The sequence below is a fragment of the Bacillus sp. FSL R5-0447 genome (assembly GCF_038606125.1).
In the GTDB taxonomy this organism is placed as follows: domain Bacteria; phylum Bacillota; class Bacilli; order Bacillales; family Bacillaceae; genus Bacillus; species Bacillus velezensis.
On record NZ_CP152012.1, the window covers coordinates 2,327,469 to 2,342,166 of the forward strand.

A 14,698-nucleotide genomic window follows, 5' to 3' on the forward strand; every position below is an offset into this window, starting at 1 on the left:
TCATTCTCCTTTCTCCATTTTGGGCAGAACAGCTGTAATCTGGCTGCGATGCTCTTCCAGCCATTCCGGAAGCTTCAGCTCTGTTCCGAGATTTTCAAAGGATTCATCCGTCATAAACCCCGGTTCATCGGTTGCCATTTCAAATAAAATGCCGCCGCTTTCCCTGAAATAGATTGATGTAAAGTAAGACCTGTCAAGAATGTCAGATGAAGCAAGATGAGAATCAGCAAGAATATCCTTCCATTCCGCCTGCTCTTTTTCGCTAGTGCGGAAAGCGACATGATGAACCGTCCCGTAACCGCCGATACCTGCTTCTTTCGGCGCGAGATCAACATCTATAATATGTCCGATCCGCGCCTCCGATTGCAGCCTGACAATCTGCTGTTCTTCTCCTGTCTTTGAATAACCGAAGCGTTCTATGAGAAATTGAATGGTTGCTTCAGGACGGTACGAGTACAGAAGAACACCTCTCATGCCTGTGATCGCTTCTTTTTCAGTAATGCCCGCAGGAGTCCATTCACTCTGTCCGCTTCTTTCATCTTCCATTATGGCAAGCGGCAGGTCTTCTGTATCATTAAAGAGAAGCACTTGTTCAGACAGCATGATCTGTTCTTTTACAGACAAGCCGTTTTCTTCAAGCCGGCGCTTCCAAAACGCGAGTGCTCCTTTCGGCACGGAGAAATAAATTCTTCCGGCCTGCCCTTTTCCCACGGTTCCCGGGCGGCTTCCCTGAAAAGGAAAAAATGTAATGATCGTACCCGGCTCTCCGTTTTGGTTGCCGAAATAAAAGTGATAAGTGGCCGGGTCGTCAAAATTAACGGTTTTTTTAACGAGCCGCAAACCCAGCACTTCAGTATAAAACCGAAGATTTTCAGCAGGATCTTTTGCAAATGCGGTAACATGGTGCAATCCTTGTGTATTCAATGTATTCACTCCTAAATATCTTGATTTCGAGATATTAACTATTCTAATTTAATATGAATGAAGATGCAACTAAAGTGTTTCAGTTAAAAAAGTAATAGAATTCTTTTTTTTCTGAAAAATATCTTGTGATCTTATCTGACACCTGCTATGATAAGGAGCATTATCAAGTTTCAGGAGGAAAGTAAATGGTCAGAAAAGCACTAATTTTCGTTCTCATCTTAATCCCTTTCAGCCAGCTGGCCCTGCTGTCAGTCGCTAATCGGGTTCATCCGATCATTATCGGGCTGCCTTTTTTTCATTTCTGGCTGCTTTTATGGATCGCAGTCACTCCATTATGTTCGTTTCTTATTTATAGGCTGCAGAAGAAACAAGGAGGACTGGACTGATGCCCGCAAATATAACAGCATTGATCATTACAGCCGTCATCGTTTTAACCGTTGTCTGTATCGGCTTTATAGCCGGGAGAGACAAATCATCACGCACTTCTGTTGAGGAATGGTCTGTCGGCGGCAGACGGTTCGGGGGGCTCCTCGTCTGGTTTTTAGTCGGCGCGGATCTCTATACGGCTTATACGTTTTTAGGCTTAACAAGCACTGCCTACACAGGGGGAAGCGTTGCTTTTTTTGCCATTCCGTATTCTGTTTTGGCGTATTTTATCGCGTATTTCTTTCTGCCGAAGCTGTGGAAAGTGGCAAAAATACACAAATTAACGACGCTTGCCGATTATGCCCGTGAGCGTTTTGACAGTAAACTTTTGGCCAGTCTTGTCGCCATTGTCGGCGTTCTTATGCTCATTCCTTATATTTGTCTCCAGCTGAGCGGAATTCAAGATACGCTTCAGGTGGCCGGAACGGGTGTCATTAATGTCAATATGGTCGTCATCATCTCTTTTATTCTTGTAGCGCTGTATACTTTTTTCAGCGGAATTAAAGGGCCGACGTTTACGGCGATTATTAAAGACATTCTCGTGTGGGTGATTATGCTGTTTATGGTCGTCTCACTCCCGCTGATCCATTTTCACGGCTGGACGCCGATGATTCACACTTTGGCTGAAAAAGCGCCGCAAATGCTGACGATTCCGGACTCGGGGTCGAAAGGAATTCCTTGGTTTATCACAGCTTCCATCGTATCTGCGCTGGCGCTCTTTATGTGGGCGCATGCGGCAACCGGCGTATTTACGGCAAAAAGCGCAGATGCCGTCCGCAAAAACAGCATGTTTCTGCCGCTTTATAATATTGTTTTGATTCTTGTTATTTTTCTCGGCTTTATCGCGTTTCTTGTCCTGCCGGAAGATACCAATCCGCGGCTCGCTTTATTGAAGCTGATTCAAACGTCTTACGGCGGAGTCGCGCAGGGCTTTGCTTACTCCACGATTGCTCTTGCGTCATTGATTCCCTGCTCTATCATGGCCATCGGAGCATCAAACTTATTTGCGAATAACTTATATCGGGATTTGATTCACCCGAATGTGTCACCAAGCAAGCTGACGATGATCACCCGTTCAATGGTATTTGTCGTCATCGGGCTCGCGCTTTTATTCGGCATGCTGTTCCCGACTGCGCTCGTTACCCTTCAGCTTCTCGGTGTTTCCGGCATGGTTCAGATCTTTCCGGCTATCGCCGTCAGTCTGTTTTGGAAGAATCAAACGAAAGAAGCGACAATTATCGGTCTTCTCGTCGGTCTTATCGTGACATTCACGGTAAATATCACCCAATCCGCCCACGGTATATATGAAGGCTTTTGGGGTTTGACCGCTAACATGGCAGCCGTTATTATCCTTAACCCGTTTTTTGTAAAAAAAGCGGCTTCAAACGCCGTCAAAGACGGTTTATTCAATAAAGCGCCTTCTGATCAACTGAACCAAAAAGGCGCTTAACAGAAAGAAGCCGGCACGTATATGTGCCGGTTTTTACTTTTTCCGCTTCCATTTGTAGGTAGCCACGGTTTTAGCCGGGATGACGGCTTCAAACTGCCGATTTTCTGAAACGACATGGAATTTTTGATCGGCGGATGTCTGGTTGATTACGACTGTCACAATGGATTGATCAGGATTAAGGAACGATACATTCGAGACTGTGTTTTTGGAGCCGTAATTACTTTCTATCCGCTTTGCTCCCCGGTCGATAAATTTTGAAAAGTTGCCTGTCATATGAAAGATCGGGATATTCCAATAGCGGTCAGGGTTTTTAGCATCCTGAATAAACAGCGTCGGGTCCGGGATGCCTATCCAATGATGCGTCTTGATTTGACTGTCGAGCATCGTCACCCACGCATTGTAGCTCGACGCGCCGTTGCGGAAATACTGCGCGATCCGGTCCGCCCCTGCCGTCCCCCAGACAGACCGCTCCGTTAAGTGAATAGATTGATCAGGATATCTCTTTCCGATCTCCGACATGACGGAAAGATCACCGTCATAATCGTGAAAAGCGATGCCGTCTGCCGCCCGGTTTCCTTTTTTATCATCTAAAATCGGCGGAATATAGTTCCACGCCCCGCTCGCATTGTGATCATAAATCCAAATTTTCGTGTCAATTATGTGTTTTTTCATTTCTTTTTTTAAGGCCAGTGCCAGTTTGCGCTGCTGAGACGGCGGCATATACATGCTCGGATAGTCGATTTCCAGCAAAGGTTCATTTTGAAGGGTCATGGCATAAATCGGAATTCCTTGCTTTTCGTACGCCTCAATAAATTTGCGGAAGTAAACGGCCAGTGCGCCGATATATTTATCTTTCAGCATTCCCCGCTTAAGGTTTTCATTCGTTTTCATCCAAGCCGGCGGGCTCCACGGTGAGGCAATGATTTTCAGTTCCGGATTTATCGCCAGCGCTTCCTTGATGGTTGCTGTAATGTGTAAATCAATATCCTTTTGGATCGAGAAATGACGGAGCTTAGGATCTGTTTGGCCTTCAGGCATATCGTCATACGTATAAAATTCCTGTGCCGTAAAATCAGATGTCCCGATCGTTATGCGCATAACGTCCATTCCGATACCATCTTTGGGATCAACGAGTTTTTTCAGCACTTCCTTTCTTTTTGCGGGTGTCATTTTTGATAAATTATGGATTGTGGATTCTTCCAGGGACGATCCTACGCCTAACACACTTTGATAGCGGCGCGATGGATCAATATACACAGCGGCGGAGTCAGAAGTCTTCTTTTTTGTCAATGTAAGCGGTGTTTGTTCGTCTAAGGCGTATTTCACTTCTAGCGGCCCGTCATACCACGTACGGGAAGCCGGATCTTTTTCAGAACTGAACCACACCCTTACTTTGTTTTTGTCTGAAGCCTTCCGATCAGCTGCATACACTTCGGTTTCCATGCTGCTTGATATGAAAAAGAAAAACATAAGAAAAACCAGCGTCATGTGCAGACCTTTTTTAAAAAACATGAACCACCATCCCTTTCCTTATTTTTATAAGCGATTCTAAATGAAAAGCCGGACAGTCACCTCCTTCCCGCTTAAATGAATGCGCTTTCAAAATTACTGATAAAAAGCCGGCTTCACACAACGGTGAAGCCTTCCCTTTTTAAACCTTTAAGATACATATGAGCCGTTTGTTTCAATCACTTTTTTATACCATTCAAATGAGTCTTTCTTAAGCCGCCTCATTGAACCGTTGCCTTCATTATCCCGATCAACATAAATCATGCCGTAGCGTTTTTTCATTTCTCCGGTTGTAAATGACACGATATCAATAATTCCCCATGGTGTATAGCCCATTACATCCACACCATCATATGTGATTGCTTTTTTCAAAGCTTTTATATGTGACGATAAATATTCAATTCTTGAAGTGTCATGAATTGAACCGTCCTCTTCTAATGTGTCGATGGCGCCGAATCCGTTTTCCACGATAAATAACGGAATCTGGTAGCGGTCGTATAAGCGGTTTAATGTGTATCGTAAACCGGTCGGGTCAATCGCCCAGCCCCAATCACTCGCTGTAATATAAGGATTTTCCACGCCGTTTGGCAATCCTCCGTTTACGACATCCCCGGTATTATCGTTTGATACATCACTTTTTACGGTTGTAGACATGTAATAGCTGAATCCGAGGTAGTCCACTCGGCCGTTTTTCAAAATCTCTTCATCACCGTCTTCAAAGTGTATCTGATAGCCTTCTCTTTCAAACTCTTTTAACGCATAGCTTGGATAATATCCGCGAACCTGCACGTCCGGGAAGAAAAAACGCTGTCTCATCGTTTCTTCAGCCAGCATCACATCGTCGGGGTGAGATGAGTACGGGTAAATCGGAACATGTGATACCATCGCGCCGATCCTGAACTCGGGATTGATGTCTCTTCCCTTCGAAACAGCCAATGCGCTTGCCAGCAGTTCGTGATGGCCGGCCTGATACATGACTTCTTTTGCGTTTTCGTTTTCTTTGACGGCGACGCCCGAGTTCGTCCATAAAAAGATAGGATTATTCACATCCATCTTATTATTGATTTCGTTAAACGTCATCCAATACTTCACCTTATGTTTATAGCGTTCAAAACACACTTCAGCGAATTTTACAAAAAATCCGACTGTTTTTCTGTTTCTGAAACCGCCGTATTCTCTCGCCAAATGCAGCGGCATCTCAAAATGTGACAACGTGATTACCGGTTCAATCCCATGTTTCAGCAATTCATCAAACACCCGGTCGTAAAAAGCCAATCCTTCCTCATTGGGCTCGGCTTCATCACCTTTAGGAAAAATTCTGCTCCAGCCGATGGACGTTCTTAAACATTTCAGACCCAGCTCGCTGAATAATGCGATGTCCTCTTTATAACGATGATAAAAATCAATCGCTTCATGATTCGGATAAAATTCCCGCTCTTCAATTGTATCTGTTATTTTCCGGGGCACACCATGCGCACCTGCTGTCATAACGTCCACTACACTCGGTCCCTTGCCGCCTTTATTCCATCCCCCTTCAAATTGGTGGGCGGCCAGAGCGCCTCCCCATAAAAAATCTTTTGGCAATGTCCCCATCGTTTATATCCTCCTTTATTTGACTGCCGCTTGCATGCCGAATAAATGCACTGCAGCCGCTTCAAGCATCCGCTTCGCAAGTGCAGAAGAATTCCTGCCTTCATTTTCATATTATACGTTTACATTATAATTGTACCGGTATAATTTATCAATACATAAACAATTATAGTTAATTTACGAAATGGCTTTTAAAAACGATTATGCTATAATTCTGGAAGAAGCGGGACAATAAATGAATGAGGAATGTATATGTTAAAATACCAGCAAATCGCGATAGATATTGAAAAATACATAGAAGAACATCAGCTGCAGCAAGGGGATAAACTGCCTGTGCTGCAAACCTTAATGACCCGGTTTAACGTGAGCAAAAGCACGATCACCAAGTCCTTAGATTTATTAGAAAAAAAGGGGATTGTGTTTCAAGTGAGGGGAAGCGGCATTTTTGTCAGACGGAATAAAAGAAAAGGGTATATCAGTCTGCTTTCTAATCAGGGATTTAAAGAATCGCTGGAAGATTTTAATGTCACTTCCAAATTATTAGCGCTGGAAGTGAGAAAACCCACGCCTGAGGCTGCCCAAAATCTGAATATGCCGCCTGACGGCGACGTGTATTATGTCAAGCGAATCCGATATATTGACGGGCTGACATTGTGTATCGAAGAGTCATTTTACAACAAATCGATTATTACGTATTTGAATAAAGAGATCGTGGCAGAATCAATATTTGATTATATTAGAGAAGGTCTCGGATTAAAGCGCGGTTTTTCAGATTTATATCTGTACGCGGGGATGTTAAATGAGGAAGAAGCGGAGTACTTAGGCCTGTTTACAGGAGCGCCTAAGCTTTGCGTTGAAACGATTTTTCATTTAACCAACGGCCAGCCGTTTGACTTCTCAAAAGTCACCTATCACTATGAGCAATCACAGTTTTTCATTCAGGCGAACAGCCACCTTTTTGAACAGGAAACGACATAAGACGGGCTTTTCGCAAACAGAAAACACCCAATGCGCGAGCGGCGCATCGGGTGTTTTTTACTATTTCATATTCTTATTTAATGTTTCAACGGCTTTTTTCATTTGTGTATCGTTGTCCGCAAGCTGTTTTTGCAGATCCGTCATCAATTTTGCCGTTGTGTCTCCCGTTATAATGCCTGTTTGTTTCAGTTTCTCTTTTGCTTGGAATTGTTTAACGGCTTGTTCAAATGCTTTATCATACGTGCCGTTTACATTCACGCTGTACCCCAGCGCTTTCAGCATTTTTTGCGCATTGGTGACCGTGGTTCCGGAATCCCCGTATTTGTATGTTTTTTTCGCATCTAAATACGGCAGGTTCGCATATTCAGGAAGCTTAACCTGATATTGCGGTTTGATGCCTTTTTTATGAATCCACTCTCCGTCCGCTGTCAGCCATTTAGCGATTGTCAGTTTAACGGTAGAACCGTCGCTGTAATCTTTTGCCGTCTGCACGGTTCCTTTTCCGAACGTTTTCTCGCCGATCAGCGGAATGCCCGATGATTCATGCAGCGCAGCCGACATGATTTCTGCGGCGCTCGCGGTGCCGTCATTGACGAGGACGACTGTCGGTTTTGTCACTTTGCGCTCTTTCGTCGCTTTCATAACCTCTTTCGTGCCGTCTTTGTATTCGACCTGCATGATATTTTTCCCTTTATCGATAAACATGTTGCTCATTTTGATGGCTTCATCCATCAGTCCGCCCGGGTTGCCCCTTAAATCGAGAATGTATCCTTTCGCTCCTTGTTTTTCGAGGCTGTCAATGGCTGAATTCAGCTCTTTTGCCGTCGATTCGGAGAAGGATGTGATTTGGATTTCGCCGATGTCTCCTTTTTTCATTTCAGAGTACACCGTTTCAACCGGAATGGTGTCACGTTTGATCGACAGGTTCAGATCGCCGACACCCGCTCTGTGCAGCACGAGCTTGACGTTTGTTCCCTTTTTGCCGCGGATTAATGCGACGGCTTCGTTTACATTAAGGCCTTTAACGCTTTTGCCGTTGACCTTCAAGATCTGGTCATTCGGTTTAACCCCCGCTTTTTCCGCGGGTGACCCTTTAATCGGCGATACAATCAGGATGCTGCCGTCCTTTTCTTCCACTTGTGCGCCGATGCCTTCAAACGAAGCGGAAATGGTTTCTTCAAAAGACTTTCCTTCCTGCGGGTCCATATAAGAAGAATATGGATCATCCAGGGAACTGATCATGCCTTTTATCGCTCCGTCTACTAATTTGCTGTCATCTGTTTTTTGATAGTAATCACTTTTAATCTGCTCGTAGGCTTTATTGAATTTCTCAAATTTGCTGTTCGTCAAAGCAGCCGAGCCTTGTCCGAAAATGGTCGTATTGCCCGTGATAAACAGCGTAAGCGCCGAGGCTGCGACCGCGGTGATCAATATAATAAAAAACAGTTTAAATTGCCGCTTCAAGAAAACACCACCTTTTTATTCTTACATTATTATCATAGACGAACGCTCATTCGTCAACTTCAAACGTGAGGCGCCCTTCTTTCCCGTTTACCCAAACCTATGCTTTTCTCTCAACATATGCTGAGGAAAAAAGGAGGATTCGGCCTTTGAGCAAATATTTAGAAATGCTGTCCTTATTCGGAGTCGGAGGGGCTCACCCCGGCGGGCTCGCTTTTTCCAAAGCCGTTCTCACAAAAGCGGCTCCTCCTCCTGGCGAACCGATTCTTGACGCCGGCTGCGGAACGGGACAGACGGCCGCTTATCTCGGCCACCTGCTGTACCCCGTCACCTGTGTTGATAAGGATCCCCTTATGCTTGAAAAAGCAGCAAAACGATTTGCCGCTGAAGGCTTAACCATTCCGGGCTATTTGGCGGAGCTTGAGCGGCTCCCGTTTGCTGAAAATCAATTTTCCGCCGTTCTTTCCGAATCAGTTCTCACCTTTTCAAATCTTGATTCATCGCTGTCTGAAATTCTGCGGGTCCTTAAACCCGGGGGTATGCTGATCGGCATTGAAGCTGCTTTACAAAAGCCCATGCCGGAAAACGCCATCACGCAGATAAAAGACTTCTACGGTTTTACCGTATTGCAGGATGAAACGGCATGGAAACAGAGATTGCTTCAGCAAGGCTTTCAGAAAGCGGATTTCATTCCCGCTGTTTATGAAAACAATGCGCAGGAGCCGACTACAGAAATGGATTTATCGCCCGTTATTCAGCCGGTTCACTACGATACGCTGACGGCTCATTACGAGCTTATGCAGACGTACCGTGAATATTTGGGACACTGCGCTTTTGTCGCTTACAAGTAAAACGGCGATTATCCTCCTGTTTTCGTCCAACCTTTTTACCGCACTCTATCATAAGCTGACATAGAAAGATAGGTTGGATAGGAGGAGAAAAGATGCAAAACTATTATCATCTTTGCCGGCAGCACCAGGGAAAAGTAGCAAGAATTACAGAACGAAACGGCAGAGTCCACGTCGGAAGAATCGTACGGGTGACTAACAGCAAAGTGTATATCGCCCCTGTCGGCGGCCGTCACAGAGGATACGGGTTCGGCTATTGGGGAGGCTGGGGAGGCTGGGGAGCAGCCTACGGTATCGGCCTTGGTTTCATTACCGGATTTGCGCTTGGAGGTTTACTCTTCTGGTAATAAAGAAAGCCCGCTTTCTATTTTTCAAGCGGGCTTCTTCTTATTACACTTTCTTTACTTCATTAAAATATTCTTCAAGCGTTAATTGATGGTCATGGATGGCTTTTGCCGCTTTTTTGCCTACATAGCGTAAATGCCATGGTTCATACTCATACTTTGTGACATTTTCTTTGCCTTTAGGATAGCGGATGATAAAGCCGTATTCATACGCATGGTCTTTCACCCATTTGCCGTCCGCCGTGTTTCCGAACGCTTCATTCAGCTCATATCCGTTGCTTTTGCTGGAAATGTCCATGGCAAGCCCCGTCTGGTGTTCGCTTTGCCCTGGATATGCGACGGCTTCTTTCGCCTTTTTTTCACCTTTCAGACTGACTTCATTATCGAAAATAACTTTCTGTCTGTCATAAGAGCGGTATCCTGAAACAGCAACCAGGTCATAACCTTCTTTTTTCCCGGCGCTGAATAGTTTCGCCAAAGCATCGGCGGCAGGTTTGCGGATATATCGTTTCTCGATTTTCTCAGTAAAAGAAAATTCGACTTTCGGGATCACGAGATCATTCGGTTTATAATCTCCCGGCAGCGTGTATGTCTTATTCACGAGCGCAAGTGTATTTGTCGGGTTTTGAATGGTCTCAAGCCCGTTCACTTCTTTAATATCATTAAAATATTTGCTCTCCAATACAAAATCGCTGTTTTCTGCCTTCGTTGTTTTTTTGCTTGATGTGTCATCTGATTGTTTTGTTTCAGCTGCTGTTTTTGTGTCCTTGTGGCTATCGCCGCCTGAAATGCTGCAGCCGGTTCCCACGATTGCGGTTACGCTGAGAGCGGCAGCGAGCGAGAACCATTTAGTGGATTTCTTCATTTTACACTTACCTTTCTTTTTTTGAATCAGGGCGATGCATAAAGAAGAGGGCTGCTTTAATCAGCATAACCCTCATCTCAAGTTTACGAAACAGTATGCAGCGCCAGTTTAATCATATCATGAAAAGTCGTTTGACGCTCCTCTGCCGTTGTTTCTTCTCCCGTTAATACGTGATCGCTTACAGTCAGGATAGACAGCGCTTTTTTGCCGTATTTAGCGGCAAGCGTATATAAAGCAGTCGTTTCCATCTCTACGCCGAGAACGCCGTATCTGGCAAGCTTTTCGATTTGGGAGTCTTCATTGTAAAACTGATCGGCGGTGAATACGCTTCCGACCGCTACGGGAAGATTGTTTTTTTGCGCTTCCTGGTACGCTTTATGAAGCAGTTCGAAGTCTGCGCAAGGAGCATAATCTACACTGCCGAAGGCGACACGGTTCATCTGTGAATCCGTTGAAGACGTCATAGCCAAAATCACGTCACGCACCTTCACGTCATTACGGATGGCTCCGCATGAGCCGACTCTGATTAAGTTTTGAACATCATAGCTTTGAATCAGTTCATTCACATAAATAGAGATAGACGGAACACCCATGCCGGTGCCTTGAACTGATACTTTTTTGCCGTTATATGTACCCGTAAATCCGTACATTCCTCTGACTTCATTATAGCATTCCACATTTTCAAGATACGTTTCCGCAATAAATTTCGCTCTGAGCGGATCTCCCGGCAAAAGCACTGTATCCGCAATTTGGCCTTTTTCTGCGTTTATATGTACACTCATTTCCTTTTCCTCCTGCCTATTCAAACTCCCACCCATTGTACACTGAATAACGGTAAGAGACAATCATCAGCATGACTGGGGCGATCTTGGGCAGAATATGCGGGATGACAAGCCTAAAGAAAAAGGAGTGAACATAATGGGCAAAAAACAGCGCAACCGGGTGACCGGCCAGAAAAAGAACAATCACGTGCCCGTTTCAGACGTCATTGCAGCTGATGAAGCGCATGGAAAAGAGCATTCCGCCGCTAAACGGAAGCCTTAACACTGTGTTTCCCAGACAATACGGAAGCCGGCTGAAGATTCAGCCGGCCCCATCTTACCTCGGCTGGACGAGCAGCCGGTTAATTTTGCTCCATCCCGCAGGGTTAAGCCTGTAATAGGTCTTTCCTTTTCTTCCTTCGTCTATGAGTATGACATCTCCGGTCGCTATGAATCTGGCTTGATAGTCGTTTGGGACCGTATCAGGCACATTAAAAACAGAAAATGCCCTTTCCAGTGCGTCTTGATGATTGTCAGCGGCCAGCTCTGTCCGATAGACGACCCTGTATCCCTTTTTCTCGCCGTAGCGGGGTGTTTGAAAAATCGTCACATCATAGGCGCAAGTCTTTTTTTTAAACACGGGCAGCGATAACAGCATCAAGATCCCTCCCTCTTATTTCTTAATAGTATTAGCGTTTTTTCTCATTTCTCCTGTCTCTATTTTTGTCGAAACGGATGATACTTTTCGTCAAAGAGCGCAAAAAGCGAAACGAGGCAAAGTCCGAGACTGAATCCGGCAAGCACATCCGTCGGAAAATGCGCGCCCAAATAAATTCTGCTGAATCCGATCAGAATGACGAGAACCCCGGTAAAGACGGTGACGGCCCGTTTTCTTTTCGTGAAAAACGGAACATGCTTGATCAAAAAGTAAGCGATGACGGGATACATCACTGCCGAATTCATGGAGTGGCCGCTCGGAAAACTGTATGAGGTTTCATGGACGAGCGGTTCAAAAGCGGGTCTGGCTCTTTCAATCAATTCTTTTATTTTTATGTTTACAATCCGTTCAATGAGAAAGAGAAGCGGCAAAAAAACAACATCCGGCGTTTTTTTGTACATATACAGAGCCGCGCCTGTCAAAAGAAGAAGCGGCAAAAGCACCGCGGTCGTGCCGAGCTCCGTTATCCATAACATCAATTCATTCAGCCAGGCAGCCCTGATCCTGACAGCCGCTTCTATGACACGCTCATCAAAAACCCGGACGGCTTCTATCCGGATCGCTGCTGCGAGCAGAATAAACAATGCGAAAAGACTTGCTGGCTTGTACAACGTTTTCCCCCCATGTTTCATTCTCCCGAGCTGATTGAAAAAACCGAAGCTTTTTCACTTCGGTTCCGCAGTTTCAGTCTTCATCAAGCTCTTCGTCTATCATACATTTTTCTAATAAATAATCAAAGGTGATGTCGGCTATTTCGAAGATTTCCTCTTCACTCGGTATGTACCCGCGCATAGCAAGCTGACTGTAAAAATAATCAGCTATTTCTTCTGTGTCAATCACAAGATCTATTTCTTTCATGCAAACACCGCCTCCTTTTTTATGTTTTATGAAAAAACCGTTCAAATTATACCCGAAAGTTCTAAACGTTTTGTCCGCTCATATACTTTTAAAAAACAAGCCCCGGAGGGAGAAAAGATGATGACGAAAATGATGGCTTTATTGGACGGAGATGGATTTGATATCGTATTGGAAAAAGTGCTGAAAGGAATGTCGTTTGTCATCTTTGCCGGCTGTCTGCCCTGGTTTTTATATGTCACCGTCCGTTTTTTTGCCGGCTAGCTGAAATGCTCCCGCAGGCTTTCCAGCACAAAATTCATCATATCTTTATATTCTTCGTCACCGAACAAATGATAAAGAATCTTATAATCGTTATAAATATCAAGCAGCTCATCTACAATCGATACCGCCAGCACATGCAGGGTATCGGGATCATCAGCATCGCCTTCAAACTGAAGAAGAGCAGACGCGACGGTATCCTCGCCGATCTCATGAGATGCTTCTCCAACATAGTGGACAAACAGCAGCTGATGCACAAACTGATCCATTTCATATTTTCTCAGAACCAGCGTGAGATCCTCTTCCTCCGTTTCAAGCCACTCTCCGTCTTTCAGCCGAGTCAGCTCATAAATAATATCCTCCCAGCCATCCTCTAAATATCTCCATATTTCAGTTCTGTGGCCGATGACACGGAATAATTCCTTTCCGTAGTCCTTTACATATACGACGTCGCCGATCAGAAATTCATATTCAATATCCAATTTTTCCATATCGACGATCACGCCCTCATAATCCTTATAAAGCTGGATGGACGATTCAAAATAAAGCACTTCATTATGATTGACTTCGTAAAGATAATGTTTATCAATTTGATGAACCTTCGTAATGGTGCCGACGGTTCCGTACATCACGACGACCACGATGTCTCCCACTTGAAATTTCGGTTTATCTGGCTTCATGCTGTCTCCCCCTTGCCGCGGACTGTCATACGCTATCGTATGCCGGCCGCCATCATTTCGCATGGGCATGAAAACCACAGGAAATATCTATTTCTGCACCTGTTCAAAATGGCAAAAAACGCAACATGCTTGTGCGTTTTTTCACTTACCGTAACAGAAGCGTCCGATGACATTCCGCTCTCGATCGACTGAGCAGTAACAGTGCTGAGACAAAAAGCTTCTATTTTTTATGAGTCTTTGTATGACGCAAAGGTAAATACCCGGCCCGAAGGCATGTTGACAATATCACCGCCGTGATGTTCAAGATTTGCCGTGAAACACATCATCGAAGATGTATGGAGACTCAATTCCGGCTGCATATTTGCAATGGCTTGTTTATCATAAACAATCAAACTCGTCTCGGCTTTCAATGAAGCCACAACTTCAATCCGCTTCAACCTTGTCACATAAAATCCCCTTTTCCGTCCAAACGTCAGTGCCTCATCAGTCTTACCTAATGGATCATTTGATTCCTCTCACTTCATTTAAATGTTTGATTATTTCTCCGTGAAAAGTGGTTCCTTACCCGGGACCCCGCCGGCAGCAGGCCTGATCCGGTGAACTCTGCAGCTATACCTTCTCCTTCCTGATTATGATACGTGCCGTCAGGAAGATTTGTTTACGTGCTGATCAAAACGGACGGCGTTGCGGGATTTGATCATAAGGCACCTCATAAGCGAGTGATTTCAACAGAAAAAAACCGCACAATGTGCGGTTTTTCGTCAGGCGTGATGTACCTCGGTCTCATATTTTTCCCAAGCTTCATCAAATGTCGCCATCGTTTCTAAATAGTCGGCGCTCAGTTCTAAATAAGAACTGAGCTCGTGATAATCGCTTGACGTTTTCGGAAAGCCGTGATCTTCGTATGCCTGATTCGCAAACTGGCTGATTGCGTCCTGCGGCTTGGGATGCCTGTATTTCATCAAATAGTGATAAAAGGATTTCATGGGTTTCCCCTCCTGATGACTGTCTTTTGTTGTACTATTATA

General features: G+C 44.8%; 19 protein-coding genes. 7 read left to right on the forward strand and 12 right to left on the reverse strand.

Annotated elements, in window-relative coordinates; all coding sequences use genetic code 11:
- Positions 1–924, reverse strand: coding sequence for a ring-cleaving dioxygenase (locus NYE68_RS11505; RefSeq protein ID WP_251257404.1), 924 nt, complete (start codon positions 922–924; stop codon positions 1–3).
- A gap of 185 nt (positions 925–1,109) precedes the next feature.
- Here NYE68_RS11505 and NYE68_RS11510 point away from each other — a divergent pair, with 185 nt between their 5' ends.
- Both NYE68_RS11510 and NYE68_RS11515 read left to right on the forward strand, forming a co-directional pair.
- The gene (locus NYE68_RS11510; RefSeq protein WP_003153716.1) at positions 1,110–1,310 is read left to right on the forward strand and encodes a DUF3311 domain-containing protein; all 201 of its coding nucleotides are present in this window, start codon (positions 1,110–1,112) and stop codon (positions 1,308–1,310) included.
- Positions 1,310–2,800, forward strand: a complete 1,491-nt coding sequence (locus tag NYE68_RS11515) for a sodium:solute symporter (protein WP_324636875.1) — start codon at positions 1,310–1,312, stop codon at positions 2,798–2,800. The genes NYE68_RS11510 and NYE68_RS11515 overlap by 1 nt, the downstream gene beginning before the upstream one ends.
- Positions 2,801–2,833: 33 nt before the next feature.
- On the opposite strand, the gene NYE68_RS11520 is transcribed toward NYE68_RS11515, so the two are convergent.
- Positions 2,834–4,312 (reverse strand): glycoside hydrolase family 30 beta sandwich domain-containing protein, encoded by a 1,479-nt coding sequence (locus tag NYE68_RS11520; RefSeq protein WP_324636872.1) that lies wholly within the window; start codon positions 4,310–4,312, stop codon positions 2,834–2,836.
- 147 nt (positions 4,313–4,459) lie between these two features.
- The gene (gene bglA, locus NYE68_RS11525) at positions 4,460–5,902 is read right to left on the reverse strand and encodes a 6-phospho-beta-glucosidase BglA (protein WP_012117765.1); all 1,443 of its coding nucleotides are present in this window, start codon (positions 5,900–5,902) and stop codon (positions 4,460–4,462) included.
- A 249-nt stretch (positions 5,903–6,151) separates the two neighbouring features.
- Here bglA and NYE68_RS11530 point away from each other — a divergent pair, with 249 nt between their 5' ends.
- Positions 6,152–6,877, forward strand: coding sequence for a GntR family transcriptional regulator (locus NYE68_RS11530; protein WP_015417645.1), 726 nt, complete (start codon positions 6,152–6,154; stop codon positions 6,875–6,877).
- A gap of 60 nt (positions 6,878–6,937) precedes the next feature.
- On the opposite strand, the gene NYE68_RS11535 is transcribed toward NYE68_RS11530, so the two are convergent.
- The gene (locus NYE68_RS11535) at positions 6,938–8,341 is read right to left on the reverse strand and encodes a S41 family peptidase (RefSeq protein ID WP_015417646.1); all 1,404 of its coding nucleotides are present in this window, start codon (positions 8,339–8,341) and stop codon (positions 6,938–6,940) included.
- Positions 8,342–8,487: 146 nt separating this feature from the next.
- Between NYE68_RS11535 and NYE68_RS11540 the strand changes: the two genes are divergently transcribed.
- Positions 8,488–9,189, forward strand: a complete 702-nt coding sequence (locus NYE68_RS11540; RefSeq protein ID WP_174747116.1) for a class I SAM-dependent methyltransferase — start codon at positions 8,488–8,490, stop codon at positions 9,187–9,189.
- A gap of 92 nt (positions 9,190–9,281) precedes the next feature.
- The gene (locus tag NYE68_RS11545; RefSeq protein WP_007407946.1) at positions 9,282–9,533 is read left to right on the forward strand and encodes a hypothetical protein; all 252 of its coding nucleotides are present in this window, start codon (positions 9,282–9,284) and stop codon (positions 9,531–9,533) included.
- Between the two features lie 43 nt (positions 9,534–9,576).
- Here NYE68_RS11545 and NYE68_RS11550 read toward each other — a convergent pair whose 3' ends face one another.
- Together NYE68_RS11550 and deoD are read right to left on the reverse strand one after the other, a co-directional pair.
- Entirely contained in the window at positions 9,577–10,395 is an 819-nt protein-coding gene (locus NYE68_RS11550) for a M15 family metallopeptidase (protein ID WP_015417648.1), read from the reverse strand.
- An 83-nt stretch (positions 10,396–10,478) separates the two neighbouring features.
- Positions 10,479–11,177: a purine-nucleoside phosphorylase gene (deoD, locus tag NYE68_RS11555; protein WP_003153702.1), complete on the reverse strand. Its 699-nt coding sequence runs from the start codon at positions 11,175–11,177 to the stop codon at positions 10,479–10,481.
- Between the two features lie 136 nt (positions 11,178–11,313).
- On the opposite strand from deoD, the gene NYE68_RS11560 reads away from it, so the two are divergent.
- Complete coding sequence (locus tag NYE68_RS11560) at positions 11,314–11,439, forward strand: hypothetical protein (protein ID WP_003153701.1); 126 nt, start codon at positions 11,314–11,316, stop codon at positions 11,437–11,439.
- Between the two features lie 54 nt (positions 11,440–11,493).
- On the opposite strand, the gene NYE68_RS11565 is transcribed toward NYE68_RS11560, so the two are convergent.
- From NYE68_RS11565 to NYE68_RS11575, 3 genes are all read right to left on the reverse strand, one after another.
- On the reverse strand, positions 11,494–11,814 hold the full coding sequence (locus tag NYE68_RS11565) for a YodL domain-containing protein (RefSeq protein WP_003153700.1): 321 nt from the start codon (positions 11,812–11,814) through the stop codon (positions 11,494–11,496).
- A 59-nt stretch (positions 11,815–11,873) separates the two neighbouring features.
- Positions 11,874–12,485, reverse strand: coding sequence for a phosphatase PAP2 family protein (locus NYE68_RS11570; protein WP_025284872.1), 612 nt, complete (start codon positions 12,483–12,485; stop codon positions 11,874–11,876).
- Between the two features lie 73 nt (positions 12,486–12,558).
- Entirely contained in the window at positions 12,559–12,732 is a 174-nt protein-coding gene (locus NYE68_RS11575; RefSeq protein WP_003153696.1) for a YozD family protein, read from the reverse strand.
- A gap of 117 nt (positions 12,733–12,849) precedes the next feature.
- On the opposite strand from NYE68_RS11575, the gene NYE68_RS11580 reads away from it, so the two are divergent.
- Positions 12,850–12,993 carry a hypothetical protein gene (locus NYE68_RS11580; RefSeq protein WP_012117771.1) on the forward strand — a complete coding sequence of 48 codons (144 nt, stop codon included), beginning with the start codon at positions 12,850–12,852 and terminating at the stop codon, positions 12,991–12,993.
- Here NYE68_RS11580 and NYE68_RS11585 read toward each other — a convergent pair.
- The 3 genes from NYE68_RS11585 to NYE68_RS11595 all read right to left on the reverse strand — a co-directional run bounded on the left by NYE68_RS11585 (position 12,990) and on the right by NYE68_RS11595 (position 14,656).
- The gene (locus NYE68_RS11585; protein WP_014418138.1) at positions 12,990–13,670 is read right to left on the reverse strand and encodes a hypothetical protein; all 681 of its coding nucleotides are present in this window, start codon (positions 13,668–13,670) and stop codon (positions 12,990–12,992) included. The genes NYE68_RS11580 and NYE68_RS11585 overlap by 4 nt on opposite strands.
- A gap of 227 nt (positions 13,671–13,897) precedes the next feature.
- Positions 13,898–14,116 (reverse strand): hypothetical protein, encoded by a 219-nt coding sequence (locus NYE68_RS11590; protein ID WP_039254843.1) that lies wholly within the window; start codon positions 14,114–14,116, stop codon positions 13,898–13,900.
- Positions 14,117–14,431: 315 nt separating this feature from the next.
- Positions 14,432–14,656 (reverse strand): YozE family protein, encoded by a 225-nt coding sequence (locus NYE68_RS11595; protein WP_007407941.1) that lies wholly within the window; start codon positions 14,654–14,656, stop codon positions 14,432–14,434.
- Positions 14,657–14,698: the final 42 nt, after the last annotated feature.